The 20,604-nt window shown below is 74.1% G+C and carries 18 protein-coding genes; 13 read left to right on the forward strand and 5 right to left on the reverse strand.

What is annotated here, in order from left to right:
- The first annotated feature begins 453 nt into the window (after positions 1-453).
- The 3 genes from AC6CKD_RS01555 to sucD all read left to right on the forward strand — a co-directional run bounded on the left by AC6CKD_RS01555 (position 454) and on the right by sucD (position 3,985).
- Positions 454-1,617 carry a VWA domain-containing protein gene (locus AC6CKD_RS01555; protein WP_498324634.1) on the forward strand — a complete coding sequence of 388 codons (1,164 nt, stop codon included), beginning with the start codon at positions 454-456 and terminating at the stop codon, positions 1,615-1,617.
- Positions 1,618-1,894: 277 nt separating this feature from the next.
- A complete protein-coding gene (gene sucC, locus AC6CKD_RS01560; RefSeq protein ID WP_498324635.1) occupies positions 1,895-3,073 on the forward strand; it encodes an ADP-forming succinate--CoA ligase subunit beta in 1,179 nt (392 codons plus the stop codon).
- A 21-nt stretch (positions 3,074-3,094) separates the two neighbouring features.
- Positions 3,095-3,985 (forward strand): succinate--CoA ligase subunit alpha, encoded by an 891-nt coding sequence (gene sucD, locus AC6CKD_RS01565; protein ID WP_498324636.1) that lies wholly within the window; start codon positions 3,095-3,097, stop codon positions 3,983-3,985.
- Positions 3,986-4,110: 125 nt separating this feature from the next.
- On the opposite strand, the gene AC6CKD_RS01570 is transcribed toward sucD, so the two are convergent.
- Positions 4,111-6,096, reverse strand: coding sequence for a helix-turn-helix domain-containing protein (locus AC6CKD_RS01570; protein WP_498324637.1), 1,986 nt, complete (start codon positions 6,094-6,096; stop codon positions 4,111-4,113).
- A 119-nt stretch (positions 6,097-6,215) separates the two neighbouring features.
- Between AC6CKD_RS01570 and AC6CKD_RS01575 the strand changes: the two genes are divergently transcribed.
- Entirely contained in the window at positions 6,216-7,931 is a 1,716-nt protein-coding gene (locus AC6CKD_RS01575) for a cell division protein PerM (RefSeq protein WP_498324638.1), read from the forward strand.
- Here the strand turns inward: AC6CKD_RS01575 and AC6CKD_RS01580 are convergent, their stop codons facing one another.
- On the reverse strand, positions 7,932-8,633 hold the full coding sequence (locus AC6CKD_RS01580; protein WP_498324639.1) for a hypothetical protein: 702 nt from the start codon (positions 8,631-8,633) through the stop codon (positions 7,932-7,934). It abuts the gene before it with no gap.
- A gap of 262 nt (positions 8,634-8,895) precedes the next feature.
- Here AC6CKD_RS01580 and purN point away from each other — a divergent pair, with 262 nt between their 5' ends.
- Together purN and purH are read left to right on the forward strand one after the other, a co-directional pair.
- Positions 8,896-9,519, forward strand: a complete 624-nt coding sequence (purN, locus tag AC6CKD_RS01585; protein ID WP_243333506.1) for a phosphoribosylglycinamide formyltransferase — start codon at positions 8,896-8,898, stop codon at positions 9,517-9,519.
- Positions 9,520-9,551: 32 nt separating this feature from the next.
- Complete coding sequence (purH, locus tag AC6CKD_RS01590) at positions 9,552-11,141, forward strand: bifunctional phosphoribosylaminoimidazolecarboxamide formyltransferase/IMP cyclohydrolase (protein WP_498324640.1); 1,590 nt, start codon at positions 9,552-9,554, stop codon at positions 11,139-11,141.
- Positions 11,142-11,262: 121 nt separating this feature from the next.
- Here the strand turns inward: purH and AC6CKD_RS01595 are convergent, their stop codons facing one another.
- The gene (locus AC6CKD_RS01595; protein WP_498324641.1) at positions 11,263-11,898 is read right to left on the reverse strand and encodes a hypothetical protein; all 636 of its coding nucleotides are present in this window, start codon (positions 11,896-11,898) and stop codon (positions 11,263-11,265) included.
- A gap of 349 nt (positions 11,899-12,247) precedes the next feature.
- Here AC6CKD_RS01595 and AC6CKD_RS01600 point away from each other — a divergent pair, with 349 nt between their 5' ends.
- The 5 genes from AC6CKD_RS01600 to AC6CKD_RS01620 all read left to right on the forward strand — a co-directional run bounded on the left by AC6CKD_RS01600 (position 12,248) and on the right by AC6CKD_RS01620 (position 17,145).
- A complete protein-coding gene (locus AC6CKD_RS01600; RefSeq protein ID WP_498324642.1) occupies positions 12,248-13,111 on the forward strand; it encodes a bifunctional methylenetetrahydrofolate dehydrogenase/methenyltetrahydrofolate cyclohydrolase in 864 nt (287 codons plus the stop codon).
- Positions 13,101-13,697, forward strand: coding sequence for a DUF3017 domain-containing protein (locus AC6CKD_RS01605; RefSeq protein WP_498324643.1), 597 nt, complete (start codon positions 13,101-13,103; stop codon positions 13,695-13,697). The genes AC6CKD_RS01600 and AC6CKD_RS01605 overlap by 11 nt, the downstream gene beginning before the upstream one ends.
- Before the next feature lie 209 nt (positions 13,698-13,906).
- A complete protein-coding gene (locus AC6CKD_RS01610; RefSeq protein ID WP_266905310.1) occupies positions 13,907-14,896 on the forward strand; it encodes a malate dehydrogenase in 990 nt (329 codons plus the stop codon).
- Between the two features lie 136 nt (positions 14,897-15,032).
- Positions 15,033-16,739, forward strand: coding sequence for an AbeC-like domain-containing protein (locus tag AC6CKD_RS01615; RefSeq protein WP_498324644.1), 1,707 nt, complete (start codon positions 15,033-15,035; stop codon positions 16,737-16,739).
- Positions 16,729-17,145, forward strand: coding sequence for a hypothetical protein (locus tag AC6CKD_RS01620; protein ID WP_498324645.1), 417 nt, complete (start codon positions 16,729-16,731; stop codon positions 17,143-17,145). The genes AC6CKD_RS01615 and AC6CKD_RS01620 overlap by 11 nt, the downstream gene beginning before the upstream one ends.
- 403 nt (positions 17,146-17,548) lie before the next feature.
- On the opposite strand, the gene AC6CKD_RS01625 is transcribed toward AC6CKD_RS01620, so the two are convergent.
- Positions 17,549-17,947 carry a hypothetical protein gene (locus AC6CKD_RS01625; protein ID WP_498324646.1) on the reverse strand — a complete coding sequence of 133 codons (399 nt, stop codon included), beginning with the start codon at positions 17,945-17,947 and terminating at the stop codon, positions 17,549-17,551.
- Between AC6CKD_RS01625 and AC6CKD_RS01630 the strand changes: the two genes are divergently transcribed.
- Positions 17,925-18,347 (forward strand): serine/threonine kinase C-terminal domain-containing protein, encoded by a 423-nt coding sequence (locus tag AC6CKD_RS01630; RefSeq protein ID WP_498324647.1) that lies wholly within the window; start codon positions 17,925-17,927, stop codon positions 18,345-18,347. The two genes, AC6CKD_RS01625 and AC6CKD_RS01630, sit on opposite strands and share 23 nt — an antisense overlap.
- Positions 18,348-18,402: 55 nt before the next feature.
- On the opposite strand, the gene AC6CKD_RS01635 is transcribed toward AC6CKD_RS01630, so the two are convergent.
- A complete protein-coding gene (locus AC6CKD_RS01635) occupies positions 18,403-18,891 on the reverse strand; it encodes a carboxymuconolactone decarboxylase family protein (RefSeq protein ID WP_498324648.1) in 489 nt (162 codons plus the stop codon).
- A 46-nt stretch (positions 18,892-18,937) separates the two neighbouring features.
- Between AC6CKD_RS01635 and pdxR the strand changes: the two genes are divergently transcribed.
- Positions 18,938-20,344: a MocR-like pyridoxine biosynthesis transcription factor PdxR gene (gene pdxR / locus AC6CKD_RS01640; RefSeq protein ID WP_498324649.1), complete on the forward strand. Its 1,407-nt coding sequence runs from the start codon at positions 18,938-18,940 to the stop codon at positions 20,342-20,344.
- Positions 20,345-20,604: the final 260 nt, after the last annotated feature.

The following is a 20,604-nucleotide window of genomic DNA, read 5'->3' on the forward strand; positions in this document are numbered from 1 at the left end:
GGCCGGGCCCGGTGGGGCGGCTGCGGTGGGCCGCTGCGCGGGGCGGAGTCCCCTACCCGCCCTTCGCCCGTTCCCCGGGGGCTGCGCCCCGGACCCGTTGCCGGGTGCGGCGCCGTTCCCGGGGGCCAGCCCCCGGACCCCCGCGCCTCAAACGCCGGCGGGGCTGGAGTCTGCCGGCGGGGCTGGGGTTGCCGGCGGGGCCGAGATTGCCCTGCGGGCAATCCTCCGGCCCGGCGACCTGAACGTGTGGGCCGGCACCGGCCGAATCCAGCCTCGCCGGCGTTTGAGGCGCGGGGTCCGGGGCGGAGCCCCAGGGGGTCCGGGCGGGGCCCGGGGGAACGGGCGAAGGGTGGGGAACGGGCGAAGGGCGGGGAGGGGAACTCCGCCCCGTGGAGCGGTACCGGGTGGTGGTTTCGGTGGGTGTGACGAAAGTGAGGGGTGGGACCGATGGAGATGGCTGGTGGAGAAGTGGACGGCGGCGGCGCGGAGCGGCTGCGGCGGTGGCGGATGGTGCTCGGTGGGGGAGAGGGGGAGGGGACCGGGTGTGCGTTGAGCGGGGCGGACGCCGGGATGGATGCCGCGCTCGGGGCGCTCTACGGGGCAGAGGGCGGCGGCGGACGCAAGCGGGCCGGGGAGCGGTCGGCCGGGCTCGGCGGGTCCGCGCCCAACGTGGCGCGCTGGCTCGGGGACATCCGTACGTACTTCCCCACCTCCGTCGTGCAGGTCATGCAGCGGGACGCGATCCAGCGGCTCGGGCTGTCCGCCCTGCTGCTGGAGCCCGAGATGCTGGAGGCGGTGGAGCCGGACGTGCACCTCGTCGGCACCCTGCTCTCCCTCAACAAGGCCATGCCCGAGACCACCCGGGAGACCGCCCGCGCCGTGGTCCGCAAGGTGGTCGAGGAGCTGGAGAAGCGGCTCGCGAGCCGGACGCGGGCCACGCTGACGGGTGCGCTCGACCGATCCGCCCGGATCAGCCGGCCCCGGCACGCGGACATCGACTGGGACCGGACCATCCGGGCGAACTTGAAGAACTACCTGCCCGAGTACCGGACCGTCGTCCCGGAGCGGCTGGTGGGCTACGGCCGCGCCGCGCGGGCCGTGAAGAAGGAGGTGGTCCTCTGCATCGACCAGTCGGGTTCCATGGCGGCCTCGGTCGTCTACGCCTCCGTCTTCGGGGCGGTGCTGGCCTCGATGCGTTCGATCGCGACCCGGCTGGTCGTCTTCGACACGGCCGTCGTGGACCTGACCGACCAGCTCGACGATCCGGTCGACGTGCTCTTCGGCACCCAGCTCGGCGGCGGCACCGACATCAACCGCGCGCTCGCCTACTGCCAGTCGAAGATCACCCGCCCCGCCGACACCGTCGTCGTCCTCATCAGTGATCTCTACGAGGGCGGCATACGCGACGAGATGCTCAAGCGGGTCGCGGCGATGAAGGCGGCGGGGGTGGAGTTCGTGACGCTGCTCGCGCTGTCCGACGAGGGCGCGCCCGCCTACGACCGGGACCACGCCGCCGCCCTCGCGGCGCTCGGCGCCCCGGCCTTCGCCTGCACCCCCGACCTGTTCCCGGAGGTGATGGCCGCGGCGCTGGAGAAGCGGCCCCTGCCCGTCCCGTGAGGACCCCGCGCGGCGGCCCGCCATCGGCAGATCGCACGAAGATGCAGTTCAACCGTGAGGCGATCTGTGACAGGTATCACCGCTCAGGTGTGATCTGCGATTTAGGGACCTACGTCCCACGGGGATAACCTGCGGGACGGACATGCCGCGTCCACGGTCACCGTGTGCGCCTTCCTTGTGACAGCGCCGTCACGTTGCCCTCCGCGGCACGCCCACGCAGATAGCAGACAACCGCGAATCACTGCGAATCTTTAAAAAAGACAAGGGACGGACGCGCGTGGACCTGTTCGAGTACCAGGCGAGGGACCTCTTCGCCAAGCACGGTGTACCGGTGCTGGCCGGTGAAGTCATCGACACGCCTGAGGCAGCCCGCGAGGCCACCGAGCGCATGGGTGGCAAGTCGGTCGTCAAGGCGCAGGTGAAGGTCGGCGGCCGCGGGAAGGCCGGCGGCGTCAAGCTCGCCGCCACCCCGGACGAGGCCGTCGCCCGGGCGACGGACATCCTCGGGATGGACATCAAGGGCCACACGGTCCACAAGGTGATGATCGCCGAGACGGCTCCGGAGATCCTGGAGGAGTACTACGTCTCCTACCTCCTCGACCGCACCAACCGCACCTTCCTGGCCATGGCCTCGGTCGCGGGCGGCATGGACATCGAGCAGGTCGCGGAGGAGACCCCGGAGAAGCTCGCCAAGGTCCCGGTGAACGCCAACGAGGGCGTGACCATCGAGAAGGCCCGCGAGATCGTCGCGCTGGCGCAGTTCCCGGCCGAGGTCGCCGAGAAGGTCGCCGAGGTCCTCGTGACCCTGTGGGTGACCTTCATCGCCGAGGACGCGCTCCTCGTCGAGGTCAACCCGCTCGCGAAGGTCGCCAACGGCGACGTCATCGCGCTCGACGGCAAGGTCTCGCTCGACGAGAACGCCGAGTTCCGCCAGCCGGGCCACGAGGCGTTCGTGGACCACGCTGCCGCGAACCCGCTCGAGGCCGCCGCCAAGGCGAAGAACCTCAACTACGTGAAGCTCGACGGCGAGGTCGGCATCATCGGCAACGGCGCGGGTCTCGTCATGAGCACCCTCGACGTCGTCGCGTACGCCGGCGAGAACCACGGCGGCGTCAAGCCCGCCAACTTCCTGGACATCGGCGGTGGCGCCTCCGCCGCCGTCATGGCCAACGGTCTCGAGATCATCCTCGGCGACCCGGACGTCAAGTCCGTCTTCGTCAACGTCTTCGGTGGCATCACCGCCTGTGACGAGGTCGCCAACGGCATCGTCCAGGCGCTGCAGCTGCTCGAGGACAAGGGCGAGGCGGTCACCAAGCCGCTCGTCGTCCGCCTCGACGGCAACAACGCCGAGCTGGGTCGCAAGATCCTCTCGGACGCCAACCACCCGCTGGTCCAGCGCGTGGACACCATGGACGGCGCGGCCGACAAGGCCGCCGAGCTCGCGGCTGCGAAGTAAGGGCAGAGGTCACAGACTCACATGGCTATCTTCCTCAACAAGGACAGCAAGGTCATCGTCCAGGGCATGACCGGTGCCACGGGCATGAAGCACACCAAGCTGATGCTCGCTGACGGCACCAACATCGTCGGCGGCGTGAACCCGCGCAAGGCCGGCACGACCGTCGACTTCGACGGCACCGAGGTCCCGGTCTTCGGCTCCGTCGCCGAGGCGATGGAGAAGACGGGCGCCAACGTCTCCGTCCTCTTCGTCCCGCCGGCGTTCGCCAAGTCCGCCGTGGTCGAGGCGATCGACGCCGAGATCCCGCTGGCCGTCGTCATCACCGAGGGCATCGCGGTGCACGACTCCGCCGCCTTCTGGTCGTACGCGACGTCCAAGGGCAACAAGACGCGGATCATCGGCCCGAACTGCCCGGGTCTGATCACCCCCGGCCAGTCCAACGCCGGCATCATCCCGGGCGACATCACCAAGCCCGGCCGCATCGGTCTCGTGTCCAAGTCGGGCACGCTGACCTACCAGATGATGTACGAGCTCCGTGACATCGGCTTCTCCTCCGCCGTCGGCATCGGTGGCGACCCGGTCATCGGCACCACGCACATCGACGCCCTGGAGGCGTTCGAGGCGGACCCCGACACCGACCTGATCGTCATGATCGGCGAGATCGGCGGCGACGCCGAGGAGCGGGCGGCGGACTTCATCGCGAAGAACGTCACCAAGCCGGTCGTCGGCTACGTCGCGGGCTTCACCGCCCCCGAGGGCAAGACCATGGGTCACGCCGGTGCGATCGTCTCCGGCTCTTCCGGCACCGCACAGGCCAAGAAGGAAGCCCTGGAGGCCGCGGGCGTGAAGGTCGGCAAGACGCCGACCGAGACCGCGAATCTGGCGCGCGAGATCCTGAACGCCGCGAAGTAGAGGCCGCGCGGTAGCCGCCGCCTGCGGCGGCACGCGCAGACGGGCGTGGCCCGCACCCTGTGAGGGGTGCGGGCCACGCCCGTTTCCGTTTCCGTTTCCGCCCGTGAGGAACGCCGGCCGTACGGCTATTCGAGGCTCGGCGTGATCCGGGAGGGGCCCGCCGACGGATCGGACAGCAGCTTGTCGTGGAGCTGCCTGCCCTCGTCCGTGAGCTGCTGCGGGCCGCTGTGCGGCGGCACGCCCGACACGCTCGCGCCGGGGGCGCGCGGCGGCTCGTACTCGGTCGGCGCGGTCACCGCGGTGTAGGCGGTCGCCGCGGCGATGACCGCCGTCACGCCCACCACCGCACGCGTCCACAGCCGGACGCGGTGCTCGCCGGCCACCCGTACGACGGCTGCCGCGCGCGGCTCCAGCCGGACGGCCGGCGTCAGCGAACCGAGCCGCTCGCGCAGCACGGAGGACTGCTTCTCGGGCGCTACGTCGACCAGTTCGGGGAGCTGGTCGGCGAGGTCGGCGTGCGCGTTGACGAGTCGGCTTCCGGCGGTCGGGGTGGACGCCTCGGTCTCGGCGGCGGTGTCGGGGAGGTCCAGGCCGACGCCGTCGTAGAGCAGCACGGTGCGGCGGTGGGCCGGGGGCAGCCCGAGCATCGCGTCCAGGAGCGCGCGGTCCGCGGGGTCGGCCGGGGGCTCGTCGGGGTGCCGGTGGGAACGCCGGAACTGGTGCCACGGGGAGAGCGCGTACTCGTACGTCGCCGCGCGCAGCCAGCCGACCGGATCGGGGTCGGTGGCGACCTCGGGCCAGCGCTCCCACGCCTGCTGGAAGGCGCGCTCCACGGCCTCGCAGGCGAGGGCGTGGCGTCCGGTGAGGAGGTAGGCCTGGCGGGACAGGGCGGGGGCCGTGCGGTCGTAGAGGGCGTCGAAGGCGGCGGTCGCCGTCTCCGTCGCCGTCTCCTGGGGGGCCGCAGGGGCCTCCACGGCCGGGTCCCCCGCCGTACCGCCCGCCGGGCCGGCGGGCCCCTCGGGGCCGTCCGCCGGAACGGTGGCGGCCTCGGCGTCCGGCGCGGCGTCCGGTGCGGAGTCCGGCCCCGCGGCCTTCCCCGCGCCCGACGCGGCATCCGGCCCGGCGGGCTTCCCGGTGCCACGCCCGGTGCTCGGCGCGGCCGCCTTCCCGGAGCGGGGTGCGGAGTCCGGTCCACCGCCTGAGCCGGTGTCAGGGGCCGCGTCCGTACGGGTGTCCGTACGGGTGTCCGTACCCGTGCCCGGGGGGAGCGGGCCGTCGGGGCGGAGGGCGGCGGGGCCGCCTCCGCCGTTGCCGCCGCCCATGGCGGCTCCGGCCCTGACCGGGGACTTGGCCTCGTGCCGGGGCCCCCCGACCGGGGGCTTCGCGGCACGCTTGGCGGCGGCCTTGGGCCGGGTCTGCGCCCCGGCGGGCCGGGTGAGTCCGCGCATCATGCGCAGCCCGAAGCGGCCCTCGGCGGTCTCGGGGGCCCCGGGTGTCCCGGCGGCTGACGCCGTGTCTGCGTCGCAGGGGTCGGCGCCGGTTGCCGCCTCGGCGGGCTCCGTGTCGCCGTCGACCCGGCCGGCGGGCGCGGTGGCCGCGGCTGACGCCCCGTCCGCGTCCGCCCCGGCGGGACCGGTTGCGGCGGACGCGTCCACGGTGGGCGCATCGACGGCGGAAGCGTCGACGGTCGACGTGGCGGACGCGGCCTGAGGTGTGCCGGTCCGCGGCGTGGCGGTGCCGTTGGCCCAGGCGGGCCTGACGGGCGTACCGGCGGCGGTTGTGGCGGCGGAACCCGCGGCCGGGCCGTCCGGGGAAGCCGAGCCGTCGGTGCGCCCGGTGCGCCCCGTGGGGCCAGAAGGGTCAATGGGTCTGGACGGGCCAGAGGGGGCGGAGTCGAGCCCCTGGTCCGTGGACAGGCGGCTCAGGAGCTTGGAGTAGGCCTCCAGTTTGCGACCCCTGGGGTGGGTGCGGCCGGTCTCCCAGGAGCGGACCGTGTTCGAGGTGACGCCCACCGCCGCCGCGACCTCTTCGTGCGTCAGGTCGGCCGCTTCGCGCAGGCGTCGGCGTTCCTTCGGGGTGGGGAGGCCCAGCTCCGTGACGCTTTGTGTCATGCCACACTCCCCGCGACCCGGACGCCCTGAGCGAAAAAGTACATAAACGTATATTGAGCGACACCACGGTCATTCGCCTGTTACCCGCCCATAGCGCGTGTCGTTGGCACCATGGCGGGGTGACCCAAGTGACCGAACGCGGGACCTCGTTGCCCATGCCCCCCAGGGCCCCCGCACGGCGCCGTTCGCCGGCGGCCGCCGCGTGTGTCGTGGGTGGCGCCGTCGCCGCAGTACTGGGGCTCGGCTTCCTCGCCGTGCTCGTCATCGTGCTGTGGATCAGCTCCCCCTACCCGGACAGCGGCCCCGGCGGCGCGCTGCACCTCGCCGCGGGCCTCTGGCTGCTCGCCCACGGGACCGACCTCGTCCGCTACGAGACGCTCTCCGGGGTGCCCGCCCCCGTCGGCCTGACGCCGCTGCTGCTCGTGGCCCTGCCCGCGCTGCTCATCCGGCGCGCCGCCCGGCTCGGCAGCGCCGCGCAGGAGGAGCGGGGCGCGGAGCCGCTGCCCGCGAGCGTGGTGTTCGCCGCCGTGCTCTGCGGCTACCTCGGGGTCGGTGCTTTGGCCGTCGTGTACGCGGCCGCCGGGCCGATGCCCGCGGACCCGCTCAGCGCGGCCCTGCACCTCCCCATCGTCGCCGCCGTCGCCGCGGCCGGCGGGGTCTGGGAGGCCCGGGGGAGGCCGCTCGGGCAGCTTTCCGGCCGGCTCGCCCGGCCCCGCTACGCCCTCGCGCTGCGGGCCGGCATCGGCGGTGTGCTGGTGCTCCTCGGCGGCGGAGCCCTGCTGGTCGGGGCCTCACTGGCCTGGCACGGGGCGGAGGTGCAGGGTTCCTTCGCGGCGCTGACCGGGGTGTGGTCGGGCCGCTTCGCGGTGCTGCTGCTCGCCCTCGTGCTGATCCCGAACGCCGTCGTCTGGGGCGCCGCCTACGCCCTCGGTCCCGGCTTCGCGCTGGGCACCGGCGCCGCCGCGACCCCGCTCGGCTTCGGCGGCTCGCCCGCGCTGCCGCGCTTCCCGCTGCTCGCGGCGCTGCCCGCGGAGGGTGCCGGCACGCCGCTGACCTGGGCCGTCGGCGCGGTGCCGGTGGTGGCCGGGCTGGCGGTGGGCTGGTTCGCGGTACGCCGGGCACGCGATGTCTCGTACGGGGAGACCGCGCTGACGGCCGCGCTGGGCTCGCTGGTGTGCGCCCTGGCCACGGCCGCTCTCGCCGCGGCTTCGGCGGGGCCGCTCGGCTCCCGGGAGCTGGCCGCCTTCGGCCCCGTGTGGTGGCAGGCGGGCGGGGCGGCCCTGGGCTGGACCCTGGTCCTCGCGGTCCCGCTGGCCGTCACCGTGCACGCCTGGCGGAACCGGCCGGCGAAGGGCCCGGTCGGCGCGGGCTCCGAGGACGGCTGGCACGACAGCGGCGTGCGCGAGGTCCGCTGGGCGGCCCTGCGCCGCGCGGCGGGCACCTTGGTTCCGGACTTCTCCAGCACCCCGGCGGAGGGCGACGGGCCGCCCCCGGCCCGGGTTCCGCAGGAGGGGCCCCGGCCGGGCTCCGCACCGCCGAAGCGTCCGGTGCTGGTCATGCCCGGCCTCAAGCTGGACCTGACCCCGATCCCGATCCCCGCGCTGCCCGCGGAGCCGCCCCCGCCCCGGCACTCACCGGCCCCCGCCCCGCTGGTCCCGCCGGTGGCCGGATCCCGCGTACTGACCCGCCGGAAGCCGGCAGCGGGCCCGGAAACGGCGACGGCGGCGGCCGCAACGGCGACGGCGAACGCGACGAACGGGGAAACGGACCCGGTACGGCCCGAGCGGGCGGACCGGGCGGCACAGCCCGATCCGGCGGCCGCCCGGACCGATTAGCTACCGCTTGACCTCGAGCATCTTGCCGATGAAGTTGTCCGGCAGCAGGTCGTTGCACTGCAGCTCGGCCGGCTTGGTGAGGGCGTCCTGCTTGCAGACGTAGAAGTCCTTGTACGTGAGCTGCACCGCGTACGAGGACAGCGCCAGCAGGATCGCCAGCGAAGCGGTCACCAGGCCGCTCACCGCCGCCGTCCGCTGGGGCCGGGCGGCGGCACCCAGCGCCGCCAGCCCGCCACGGCCCGCACCGGCGCCCGTGGCCGCACCGGCACCGGCAGCCGCCTCCGGGGCGGCACCCCTGCCCATCGCCGTACCGACATCCGCCGCCGAGGCGCCGGAACGGCCCGAGGCGCCCTGCGCGCCGTCTCCGGACGCCTTCGCCGGGACCCCGCGCAGCGCGCTGATCCCCCAGTAGAGCGCGAGCGCGCCCAGCAGCAGCCCCATCGACGGGATGCCGAAGACCCCGAAGAAGAAGCCCCACATGCCGGCCAGCAGCGCGTACCGCGCCCGCCGCTGGATCGGGTCCGTGGGGTCCCAGCGCGCCGGTCCCGGCCCGGGGTCCGCGCCCGGTCCCGACCCGGGGTTCTGCTTGTCGCCGCCGTCGCCGCCGGCGCGCGGTTCCCAGAGCTGGTCGGGCCGGCCTTCCGGGGGCGCCGCGAAGGGGTTGTCGTCGGTGGGGCGGTCGGGCTGGGGGCGGTCCGGCATCGGGTGTGTTTCATCCCCTGTGTCGTGGACGCCGCTGGGACGTCCGAGGCCTGTTTACGGCGTGTACGCCAGACGCTACCGCCCACCCGTCCCCCCGTCCCTCGGGGGCCGTCCGGTGTGCCGGTATCGTTGCAGGCGGTCGGTGGCTTCGTATGGTCCCCCGTATCTCAGGGACCCGAGTTTTCATACGATCGCACAAGACGAACGACGCGCCCCCGGTTCACGCCGGGAGGCGCCCCCGCTCGACGAGAAAGGGCCTCCCATGGCCGCCTCCCGCCTGGTCGTGCTGGTCTCCGGATCCGGCACCAACCTCCAGGCCCTGCTCGACGCCATCGACGCCCACCCCGGCGGCCCCGAGGGCTTCGGCGCCGAAGTCGTCGCCGTGGGAGCCGACCGCGAGAACATCGCCGGCCTGGAGCGCGCCGAGAAGGCCGGGATCCCCACCTTCGTGTGTCCGGTCAAGGCGTACGCGAGCCGTGCGGAGTGGGACGCCGCCCTGACCGAGGCCACGGACGCGCACGCGCCCGACCTGGTGGTCTCGGCGGGTTTCATGAAGATCGTCGGGCCGGAGTTCATCGGCCGCTTCGGCGGCCGGTTCGTCAACACCCACCCCGCCCTCCTCCCGGCCTTCCCGGGTGCCCACGGCGTACGGGACGCCCTCGCCTACGGCGCGAAGGTCACCGGCTGCACCGTCCACTTCGTGGACGCCGGCGTGGACACCGGTCCGATCATCGCCCAGGGTGTCGTCGAGGTCAGGGACGAAGAGGACGAAGCCGCTCTCCATGAGCGGATCAAGGAAGTCGAGCGCGAGCTGCTCGTCGACGTCGTGGGGCGCCTGGCCCGGCACGGCTACCGCATCGAGGGACGAAAGGTAACAATCCAGTGACCGCCGCAGAGGCCGCAGGGACCGTAGAGACCGTGACCGCAGAGGGCGACGACCTCGCCGCGTCGAAGCGCCCGATCCGGCGCGCGCTCATCAGCGTCTACGACAAGACGGGACTGGAAGAGCTGGCCCGCGGCCTGCACGAGGCCGGTGTCGCACTGGTCTCGACCGGCTCCACGGCCTCGAAGATCGCCGCCGCCGGGGTGCCCGTCACCAAGGTCGAGGAGCTGACCGGCTTCCCCGAGTGCCTGGACGGCCGGGTCAAGACCCTGCACCCGCGCGTGCACGCCGGCATCCTCGCCGACCTGCGCCTGGAGGACCACCGCGCCCAGCTCGCCGAGCTGGGCGTCGAGCCCTTCGACCTGGTGATCGTCAACCTCTACCCCTTCCTCGCGACCGTCCAGTCGGGCGCGACCGAGGACGAGTGCGTGGAGCAGATCGACATCGGCGGCCCCTCGATGGTCCGCGCCGCCGCCAAGAACCACCCCTCGGTGGCCGTGGTCACCAGCCCGGCGCGCTACGACGCCGTGATCGCCGCCGCCCAGGGCGGCGGTTTCGACCTGACCGCCCGCAAGCGGCTCGCGGCCGAGGCCTTCCAGCACACCGCCGCGTACGACGTCGCCGTGGCCTCCTGGTTCACGAACGCGTACGCGCCCGAGGCCCCCCGGGACACGGCCGCGCTGCCCGAGTTCCTGGCCGGCGCCTGGGAGCGCAAGTCCACCCTCCGCTACGGCGAGAACCCGCACCAGGCGGCCGCGCTGTACACGGACGGGCAGCCGGGCGGGCTCGCCAACGCCGAGCAGCTCCACGGCAAGGAGATGTCCTACAACAACTACGTGGACACCGACGCGGCCCGCCGCGCCGCCTACGACCACGAAGAGCCCTGCGTCGCGATCATCAAGCACGCCAACCCGTGCGGCATCGCGGTGGGCAAGGACGTCGCCGAGGCCCACCGCAAGGCGCACGCCTGCGACCCGGTCTCCGCCTTCGGCGGGGTCATCGCCGTCAACCGCCCGGTGAGCGTCGAGCTCGCCGAGCAGGTCGCGGAGATCTTCACCGAGGTCATCGTGGCCCCCGACTTCGAGCCGGGCGCCGTCGAGGTCCTCGCGAAGAAGAAGAACATCCGCGTCCTGAAGGTCGAGGGCCACCCGCACCAGCCGGGCGACCTCAAGCCCATCTCCGGCGGCGTGCTGCTCCAGCAGTCGGACGCCTTCCAGGCCGAGGGCGACGACCCGGCGAACTGGACCCTCGCCACCGGCGAGGCCCTCTCCGCCGACGAGCTCGCCGACCTCGCCTTCGCGTGGAAGGCCTGCCGGGCCGTCAAGTCCAACGCGATCCTGCTCGCCAAGGACGGCGCCTCGGTCGGCGTCGGCATGGGCCAGGTCAACCGCGTCGACTCCGCGAAGCTGGCCGTCGAGCGGGCGGGCGCCGAGCGCGCGCAGGGCTCGTACGCCGCCTCCGACGCCTTCTTCCCCTTCGCGGACGGGCTGGAGATCCTGACGGCCGCCGGCATCAAGGCCGTGGTCCAGCCGGGCGGTTCGATGCGCGACGAGCTGGTGATCGAGGCCGCGAAGGCGGCGGGCGTGACGATGTACCTCACCGGCACCCGCCACTTCTTCCACTGAGCCACTGAGTAGCCGAGTCCGGCGCTCACCCGCAGACGGCGAAGGCCGCGTACCGCAGCAGTGCGGTGCGCGGCCTTCGCCGTACGCGGTACCGGTACGAGGGGTCGCACCGGCCCGGGTTCTAGTAGCGCGGGCGCTGGAAGTAGGCGCCCGCGGCGGAGTTGGCCAGGCCGAAGATGATCCACAGGCCCAGGCCGAGCGAGATCAGCGTGAGGACCAGCGAGAACACCGCGGCCCCGGCGGCGGAGCCGTGCGCGCTGCTGAGCGTGAACAGGTTGCCGGCCAGGCCGAGTGCGGCGAAGAGGGCCTGCACCGAGCCGAAGATGATGCCGGAGACCCGCACGCCGCCGCGGCCCTTGCCCAGCTTGGCGGCGGTCAGGATCGGCCACAGCGAGAAGCCGACGACGACGACGCCGATGATGACGAAGAACATGCTCAGGGCGGTGCCCGCGTCGCTCGACGAGTAGCTGGAGTCCGTGAACTCGGAGGCGAACACGGCGCCGATGACGACGACGGCCACGCCGCCGAGGGCCTGGAGGATCCCGAGGATCCAGAGGATGACCCGCGCTCCCTTGACCCCGCCCGGCATCGGTATCGGCGCGCCCGGGTAGCCGGGGACGCCCGGGTAGGCCTGCTGCGGGTAGGCGTAGCCGCCCTGGGCCGGTATGCCCTGGGGGGCCTGCGGGGGGTAGCCGTAGGCGGGCTGGCCGCCCTGCGGCTGCTGCCCGTAGGGGTTGTTCGGGTCGCCGAAGCTCATCTGGGGTGTTCCTCCGTGGAAGTGCGGGGACGCACGGCACGCGCGGAGGAGTCACTGCACGTCGTGCGGCCCGCCCCCCGGCACTGCCCGCGGCACTACTGATCCCCGCATGGTCGTCCGGCCGGACCGGGCTTGTCCAGCCGGGACCCTGTGCGCCCGGCACTTGTTGTGCAAGTGCAACGAAGCCGGGACGGGACCGGGACGAGTGCGGAGTGAGTCCGGAGCGTGTCCGGAGCGAGCCCGGAGCGAGCCCGGGACGAGCCCGGAGCGAGGCCGGAGAGGTCGTACGGGGGCCGCGTCGTGAATCCGCGACTGGATCCGCGACCGCTCCATCCGGGAGGATGGGGCCATGACCGCCCAGATTCTCGACGGCAAGGCCACCGCAGCCGCGATCAAGTCCGAACTGACCGCCCGCGTGGCGGCGCTCAAGGCCCGGGGCATCACCCCGGGCCTCGGCACCCTGCTGGTCGGCGACGACCCGGGCAGCCGCTGGTACGTCAACGGCAAGCACAAGGACTGCGCCGAGGTCGGCCTCGCCTCCCTCCAGCGCGAACTGCCCGCGACGGCCTCCCAGGAGGACATCGAGGAGGTCGTGCGGGAGCTGAACGCCAACCCCGAGTGCACCGGCTACATCGTGCAGCTCCCGCTCCCCAAGGGCATCGACACCAACCGGGTCCTGGAGCTCATGGACCCGGCGAAGGACGCCGACGGCCTGCACCCGATGTCACTCGGCAGGCTGGTCCTGAACGAGCCGGGCCCGCTGCCGTGCACCCCGTACGGGATCGTCCAGCTGCTGCGCCACCACGGCGTCGAGATCAACGGCGCGCACGTGGTCGTCCTCGGCCGCGGGATCACCGTCGGCCGGTCCATCGGCCTGCTGCTCACCCGCAAGTCCGAGAACGCGACCGTGACGCTGTGCCACACCGGCACCCGCGACCTGTCCGGACTGCTGCGCCAGGCGGACATCGTCGTCGCGGCGGCCGGTGTGCCGCACCTGGTCAAGCCGGAGGACGTGAAGCCGGGCGCGGCCGTGCTCGACGTCGGCGTCAGCCGCGACGAGAGCGGCAAGATCGTCGGGGACGTGCACCCCGGGGTCGCGGACGTGGCCGGCTGGATCTCCCCGAACCCGGGCGGCGTCGGTCCGATGACCCGGGCGCAACTGCTCGTCAACGTGGTCGAGGCCGCCGAGCGGGCGGTTCCCCGTGCCGGCTGAGCGGCCGGAGCCCGGCGCCGCCCCCGAGCCCGCTCCCGCCGCGGCGCGTGCCCCGGCGGCCGCGCGGCCGGTTCCGAGCTGGGCCGCGAAGGACGAGGGCGGCGGCGGGCCGGCCTCGGGACCCGACGGCGGGCGGACCTCCGGTTCCGCGGCCGCCGAGGAGGCCGAAGGAGCCGAAGGGGCTGAAGGGGCCGAAGGGGCCAGGTCCAGGCGGTTCCCGTCCGTCACCCGGGACACCGCGCGTCCCGAGGGCGGCGGGCGGGCCGCGCCCGGTGACGCTCCGGCACCGGCCCGGCAGTGGCCGATGCTGGCCGTCCTCGCCGCGACGGCGGTCGGACTGCTGCTCACCGCCCTGGGCTACCCCCGCCGCGGGTGCCTGCTGATCGGCGCCGCGCTGATCGCGGGCTCGGTGATGCGCCGTCTGCTGCCCTCCGTGGGCATGCTCGCGGTGCGCTCCCGCTTCACGGACATGGTCACGTACGGCCTGCTGGGCCTGGCGATCACGCTGCTCGCGCTGGTCATGGAGCCCAACCCGTGGCTGGACGTCCCCTTCCTGGAGACCGCGATCCGCTTCACGGTCCGCTGACCCCACGGACCCCGTGGGGCCCCCGGGGCGCGCCCGGAGAACGCCCCGTGTGCCCCGCGCCACACGGGGCGGGGGATTGGGGTGGTCCAGGGTCGGATAGCCTGACGGCGGATGTCTCTTCACGTCAAGATTTACTGGGCCACGGAGCGGCGTCCTCCCAGCACATGGGGCAGGGACGCCCCACCGCCAGCTGTCTAACGGAGAAGGCCATGACCCGCACTCCCGTGAATGTCACCGTCACCGGCGCCGCCGGCCAGATCGGCTACGCGCTGCTCTTCCGCATCGCCTCCGGCCACCTGCTCGGCGCGGACGTGCCGGTCAAGCTCCGTCTTCTGGAGATCCCTCAGGGCATGAAGGCCGCCGAGGGCACCGCCATGGAGCTCGACGACTGCGCCTTCCCGCTGCTCGCCGGCATCGACATCTTCGACGACCCGAACAAGGGCTTCGAGGGTGCCAACGTCGCGCTGCTGGTCGGCGCCCGCCCGCGTACCAAGGGCATGGAGCGCGGTGACCTGCTCTCCGCCAACGGCGGCATCTTCAAGCCGCAGGGCGCCGCGATCAACGCGAACGCCGCGGACGACATCAAGGTCCTGGTCGTGGGCAACCCGGCCAACACCAACGCGCTCATCGCGCAGGCCGCCGCCCCGGACGTACCGGCCGAGCGCTTCACCGCGATGACCCGCCTGGACCACAACCGCGCGATCTCGCAGCTGGCCGCCAAGACCGGCGCCGCCGTCTCCGACATCAAGCGCCTGACCATCTGGGGCAACCACTCGGCGACCCAGTACCCGGACATCTTCCACGCGGAGATCGCCGGCAAGAACGCCGCCGAGCTGGTCAACGACCAGGCCTGGCTGTCCGACACGTTCATCCCGACCGTCGCCAAGCGCGGCGCGGCGATCATCGAGGCCCGCGGCGCGTCCTCGGCCGCCTCGGCCGCCAACGCCGCCATCGACCACGTCCACACGTGGGTCAACGGCACCGCGGCGGGCGACTGGACCTCCATGGGCATCCCGTCGGACGGCTCCTACGGCGTCCCGGAGGGCATCATCTCCTCCTTCCCGGTCACCACCAAGGACGGCCGCTACGAGATCGTCCAGGGCCTGGACATCAACGAGTTCTCCCGTGCGCGCATCGACGCGTCCGTGGCGGAGCTCGTCGAGGAGCGCGACGCGGTGCGCGAGCTCGGCCTGATCTGATCGTCCCCGTACGGCCGGGCCGCGCGGGCCCCCGTACGAACAGGTGTGATCACCCGAGCGCCCCGGCCAAACCTGGCCGGGGCGTTTGGCGTGAATCGTTCTGTCGCCCGATGTAGGGGAACCCTAGGGTCGGTCGGTGACCGAGATCCCGATTCCCCATCAGCCCGGCGGTAGTTGGGCGGATCCCTCCGCGGCCCGCCCCCCGGTGCACCCCTCCCTCAGCGAGGCCGGCCGCTTCCTGTGCGCGGGCACCTACCTCGACGCCGGGTACCGCGACCGGGTCATCGACGAGCTGTACGTCCACGAGGAACGGATCGTCGCCCCCTCCTACGGCTACGACGCCTCCCGGGTCCTCGCCCACGCGCTGCGCGCCCGTCGCGCCGAGCTCGGCTGGGCCGCCGGAGTCCTCGGGGCCTGGTTCGTCGGTTCACTGCTCACGGGCGGCGCCCTCGCCGCGCTGATCCTGCCCTTCCTGCTGCTGAGCCTGGCCGACTGGCTGCGCGCCCGGAACGTCCCGGTGCTGCGCGTGCTGTCCGTGATCCTGCGGATCTACGTCTGGTGGACGCTGGCCGCCGTCCTGCTCGTCCTCGCCTTCGGCGGGTTCTCCCTGTTCGGCGTCCTGTCGGAGATCGGCGCGGGCGGCTTCCTGCCCTTCGCCCCGACCGGCGGGAACCTCGACGCCGCCGTGGGCTTCTGGTGGGTGCCGGTGGTCTTCGCCGGGGTGGTCGCCGTCGTGGGGCTCCAGCGCGGACACGTCTTCCGGACCATCGCCACCGACCTCGCCGAGCGCCGTTACGCCGACCACGCGAACGACCCGGCCGAAGCCGCCGAGGGGGCCCGGTTCCAGCGGGTCCGCCAGCGCATCCGGGCCGAGCAGCACACGCCGATGATCATGTACGACGTCAACGACCCGTTCTGCGGCGCGGGTGATCCCTTCCGGCCCTGGCAGCTCTCCGTGGAGCTGCGCCCGCGCGAGGACCTCGGCCCCGAGCGGAAGCCGGTCCCGGTCACCAACGCCCACATCCTGGCGCGGATCGTGCCGCTGCTGGAGCGCCTGCGGGTGCCCTCCCCGCACGGTTCCCCGGCGCAGGCCGCCGCCGTGGGCGACCGGATGCGCGAACTGGTCCTGGACGAGTGCGTGTTCCTGCCCGCGGGCGGGCTGCCGCACCGGGACACCGCGCAGGTCGTGCACGGGCAGTTCGGCGAGCAGCGGGCCGCCGCCATCGAGGAGGGCGGGGAGCGCCGCCGGCACTTCCTGCGCGTGCGGGTGGGCGGCTGGGACGAGAACCTCGTCGTCACCGTCTTCGTACGGGTCCACACGCAGGGCGGGATGATGATGCTGGAGGTGGCGCCGCACGTGCTGCTGCCCGTCCGGACCGACTTCCACAACGCGGACGCGGACGCCCAGCGCTACCGCAACAACAGCGCCTTCGGCAAGGCCGTCTGGGCCCTGCGCCACACCCCCGGCTCCCTCGCGGCCTCCGCGGCCACCCTGGGCCGCGGCCTGGCGAGCTGGTGGCGGATCGCCACCGGCGGCCACGGCGGGGCCCGGCCCGAGGGGCCGCGGGTGTCGGTGCGCGACCTGGCCTCCGAGGACAACGGCTCGCTGTTCCACCTGATGGACCTCGACCGCTTCCTGAAGACCATTCAGGACCGGGTCGTCGGGGGCGTCGTCGTCGCGCTGCACGAGGCGGGCTGGCACACGGAGGAGTTCGCGCAGCGCGCGGTCAACGTCGCCGAGGGCGGGGTGTTCATCCAGTCGATGAGCCACAGCGCCTTCAGCGTGGGCGGCAGCAACAACACCAACAGCACCAGGGGCAAGGGGAGTACCGGTGGCAATTGAAGACGGCGTTACGGGTGCGGGTGCGGGTGCGGGTGCCGGCGCGGCCGGGCGGGAGCCCGGGGTCCACATCGGCGAGGTCTCGGCCAGCGCGTTCAGCATCGGCGGCAGCAACAACACCAACAGCGTGAACCACGGGGGCGCGGGGCCGGACACCGTCGGGCCGCAGGCCCTCCTCGACGCCGTACTGGAGCTGCGCGCGGCCCTCGTACGGCTGCCGCGCGGCGAGGACAGGGCGGCGCTCGACGCCGAACTGGACGGGGTCGCGGAGGGGCTGGAAGGGGCCTCGGAGATCCGGCCCGGCCTGGTCCCGCGGCTCCGCGGGGCGCTGGAACGGTGGGCTCCGCTGGTGGACTCGGTCAGCGCCGCCACGGCCCTGGCCGGGCTCCTGACCACCCTGGGAGGCTGACCGTGTCCCCGCAGGACACCCCCCGCTGGGACCCCGCGACCCAACGCTGGGTCACGGACCCCCCACAGACCCCGCCCCCGACCCCCGACCCGTCTCCGCCCCCCACTCCGCCCCAGGGCTACGACCCGGCGTCGGGACGCCCTGCGGCTCCGGCTCCGGGCTACGACCCGACCTCGGGGAGGCCTCCGGCTCCGGGCCACGACCCGGCTCCCGGGCCGCCTCCGGCGCCCGCTACCGGTCCGGCAGCCGTGCCCGCTCCGGCCCCGGGGCCGGAGCCGGGGCCGGCAACAGGCTCCGGACCGGCACCCGTTCCTCCTCCGGGTCACGACCCGGCTCCCCCTCCGGCCCCGGCTCCGGGCTACCCGCCCGCCTCGGGGCCCGTTCCCGGGACCGGGGCGGGCGGCTACGGGCCGGACGGGTACGGGCCGGGGCCGTCGGCGCAGGACCCGTACCCGTACCCCGCGTACCCGTACCCGCAGCCGGAACGGCCGGGCCACCCGGCCCCGCCGGGGCCCGCGCGGGGCGGGCGGTGGCTGACGCCGACCACGGCGGCCGTCGCGGTGGCCGCGCTCGCGATCGGCGCGGCCACCGTGTGGTTCGTGGCGCGGGACTCCGGCGAGCGGCCCGCGCACGCGGGGCCGACGGCTTCCAGCGCCCCGCCGAGCGGCGAGGACTCGCCGGCCGCCTCGGCCACGGCCACCCGCTCCCCGTCGCCGACCGGCAGCGGCAGCGGCAGCCCCACCCCCAGCCCGAGCGGCAGCGACCCCGCCCGCGAGACCGTGCGCGACGCGCAGGGGTTCACCGTCGCCGTCCCGGCCGGATGGGCCCGGGAGGAGGGTGCCACGGGAGTCTTCTACCGCTCTCCCGACCGCACCGCGCTGATCCAGATCTTCGAGGTGAGCGAGCCCGAACTGACCCCGCTCGCGGCCGTCCAGGGCGCCTCCACCTACCTGCGCGCCCAGACCACCGGCTACCAGGAGATCCGCGTCGGCCCCGCCCCGGGCACCCCCGAGGGCGGGGAGCTCGTCTACGAGTACGACAGCGCGGAATCACGCGGCCGCCGACGCGGCGTGGAACGGGTCTTCGTCGCCGAGGACGGCAAGAAGTGGGCCGTCCTGACGGCCGGCCCGGCGGGCGAGTGGACGCTCACCCAGGAGCACCACCGGGCCGCGCTGGCCGCCTTCCGTCCCTCGGGCGGCTGACGGCGGCCGGGCAGCCCTCCGGGCGGCCGTCAGGGCAGGGCAGCCGTCCGGACGGTCACTTGTACATCCCCGGGGTGTAGTGCCCCGGGGACAGGCGGGTGGTGACCCCGATCCGGTTCCAGACGTTGATCGCGGCGATCAGGGCGATCACCTGGGCCAGCTCCTTCTCCTCGAAGTGCCGCGCGGCCCGCTCGTAGACCTCGTCGGGCACGAAGCCGTCGGTCAGGACGGTCACGGCCTCCGTCAGCTCGATCGCGGCGAGCTCCTTCTCCGTGTAGAAGTGCCGCGACTCCTCCCAGGCGCCCAGCAGCAGCAGCCGCTCCACGTCCTCGCCCGCCGCGAGGGCGTCCTTGGAGTGCATGTCGATGCAGAAGGCGCAGTGGTTGATCTGCGAGGCGCGCAGCTTGACGAGCTCGACGAGGGCCGGGTCCAGCCCCTTGGCTGCGGCCGCGTCCAGGGCCACGGCGGCCTTGTAGAACTCCGGGGCGAGCTTCGCCAGCTGCATGCGGGGGGTGTGCTCGGGTGCCTTCTCCGTGTGGGTCATGGAGCCAGCGTAGAAGGCAGGCGGCCCGCCTATATGGTCCATGTCCATGACGGAATCGTGGGCCACTTTCGGCGCTGACCTGCATCTGGAACCGGTCCCCGGACGCGGCGTGCGGGCCGGTCTCACCGAGGCGCTGCGCGAGGCCGCGCGCGGCGGGCGGCTGGCGCCGGGGACCCGGCTGCCCTCCTCGCGGTCGCTCGCGGCGGACCTCGGGATCGCCCGCAACACCGTCGCCGAGGCCTACGCCGAGCTCGTCGCCGAAGGCTGGCTGACGGCCCGTCGGGGCTCCGGGACCCGGGTCGCGGAGCGGGCCCAGGTGGGGGTCGGGGGCCGGCGTCCCGCGGCGGCCGTGCCCGTACGGCGCCCCGTGCGCGCGCGGACCGCGTACAGCCTGCAGCCCGGTTCCCCGGACCTGGGCGGCTTCCCCCGCGCCGGCTGGCTGGCGGCGGCCCGGCGGGCGCTGACCGAGGCCCCGAACGAGGCGTTCGGGTACGCGGACCCGCGCGGCCGGGTGGAGCTGCGCGAGGCCCTCGCCGGATACCTGGCGCGGGCCCGCGGGGTGTACGCGGACCCCGAACACCTGGTGCTGTGCGCGGGCTTCGGGCAGGGCCTGCTGCTGCTCGCGCGGATGCTGCGGGCGCGCCGGGTCCGGGAGGTGGCGGTGGAGGGGTACGGGCTGGACGTGCACCGGGACCTGCTGGCCGGCGCCGGGCTGCGGACGCGGCCCCTGACGGTCGACGGGGCCGGGGCCCGCACCGCCGAGCTGGCCGGTTCGGGCGCGGGGGCGGTCCTGCTGACGCCGGCCCACCAGTTCCCGACGGGCGCCGCGCTGACGCCCGGACGGCGGACGGCGGCGGTCGACTGGGCCCGGTCCACGGGCGGGCTGATCCTGGAGGACGACTACGACGGCGAGTTCCGCTACGACCGCCAGCCGGTGGGCGCGCTCCAGGGGCTGGACCCGGACCGGGTGGTCTACCTGGGCACGGCGAGCAAGTCCCTGGCGCCGGGGCTGCGCATGGGCTGGATGGTGGTGCCCGGGGCGCTGATGGGCGAGGTGCTCGCGGTGAGGGACCGGAGCGACTGGAGCTCCAGCGCGCTGGACCAGCTCACGCTCGCGGAGTTCATCCGGTCGGGTGCCTACGACCGGCACGTGCGGGAGATGCGGCTGCGCTACCGGCGGCGGCGCGACGAACTGGTGGCGGCCGTCGGGGACCGCGCGGCGGTCTCCGGCATCGCCGCGGGCCTGCACGCGGTACTGGACCTCCCGCCGGGCGGCGAACGGGCGGCCCTGCGGTCGGCCGCCCGGCAGGACCTCGGGCTGCTGCCGCTGTCGTTCTTCCGACACCCGGAGGCGGGCATGCCCGCGCGGGAGGCCCTGGTCGTCGGCTTCGGGACGCCGTCCCAGAGCGCCTGGGCCCCGACCCTGGCCGCCCTGATCGCGACGCTCCCGTGACGGGCACCCTGCGGGGCGGTCCCCTACCCGCCCTTCCACCGTTCCCCGGGCGCTGCCCGGACCCGGTCCTCAAACGCCGGACGGCTGGAAGCACCTGGGGCTCTACCCCGGACGCCGGTTCTCAAGCGCCGGACGGGCTGGAAGGGCCTGGGGCCCGGCCCCGGGACCCGGTTCTCAAGCGCCGGACGGGCTGGAAGGGCCTGGGGCCCGGCCCCGGACGCCGGTCCTCAAACGCCGGACGGCTGGGTTGGTGCTGCCCG

Source organism: Streptomyces sp. GQ60 (assembly GCF_059758875.1).

What these genes read in the sequence shown, in the direction of transcription:
- AC6CKD_RS01555 (WP_498324634.1), top strand. Translation starts at nt 454, where the DNA reads ATGGCTGGTGGAGAAGTGGACGGCGGCGGCGCGGAGCGGCTGCGGCGG.
- sucD (WP_498324636.1), top strand. Translation starts at nt 3,095, where the DNA reads ATGGCTATCTTCCTCAACAAGGACAGCAAGGTCATCGTCCAGGGCATG.
- AC6CKD_RS01570 (WP_498324637.1), bottom strand. Translation starts at nt 6,096, where the DNA reads ATGACACAAAGCGTCACGGAGCTGGGCCTCCCCACCCCGAAGGAACGC.
- AC6CKD_RS01580 (WP_498324639.1), bottom strand. Translation starts at nt 8,633, where the DNA reads ATGCCGGACCGCCCCCAGCCCGACCGCCCCACCGACGACAACCCCTTC.
- purN (WP_243333506.1), top strand. Translation starts at nt 8,896, where the DNA reads ATGGCCGCCTCCCGCCTGGTCGTGCTGGTCTCCGGATCCGGCACCAAC.
- AC6CKD_RS01595 (WP_498324641.1), bottom strand. Translation starts at nt 11,898, where the DNA reads ATGAGCTTCGGCGACCCGAACAACCCCTACGGGCAGCAGCCGCAGGGC.
- AC6CKD_RS01600 (WP_498324642.1), top strand. Translation starts at nt 12,248, where the DNA reads ATGACCGCCCAGATTCTCGACGGCAAGGCCACCGCAGCCGCGATCAAG.
- AC6CKD_RS01610 (WP_266905310.1), top strand. Translation starts at nt 13,907, where the DNA reads ATGACCCGCACTCCCGTGAATGTCACCGTCACCGGCGCCGCCGGCCAG.
- AC6CKD_RS01635 (WP_498324648.1), bottom strand. Translation starts at nt 18,891, where the DNA reads ATGACCCACACGGAGAAGGCACCCGAGCACACCCCCCGCATGCAGCTG.
- pdxR (WP_498324649.1), top strand. Translation starts at nt 18,938, where the DNA reads ATGACGGAATCGTGGGCCACTTTCGGCGCTGACCTGCATCTGGAACCG.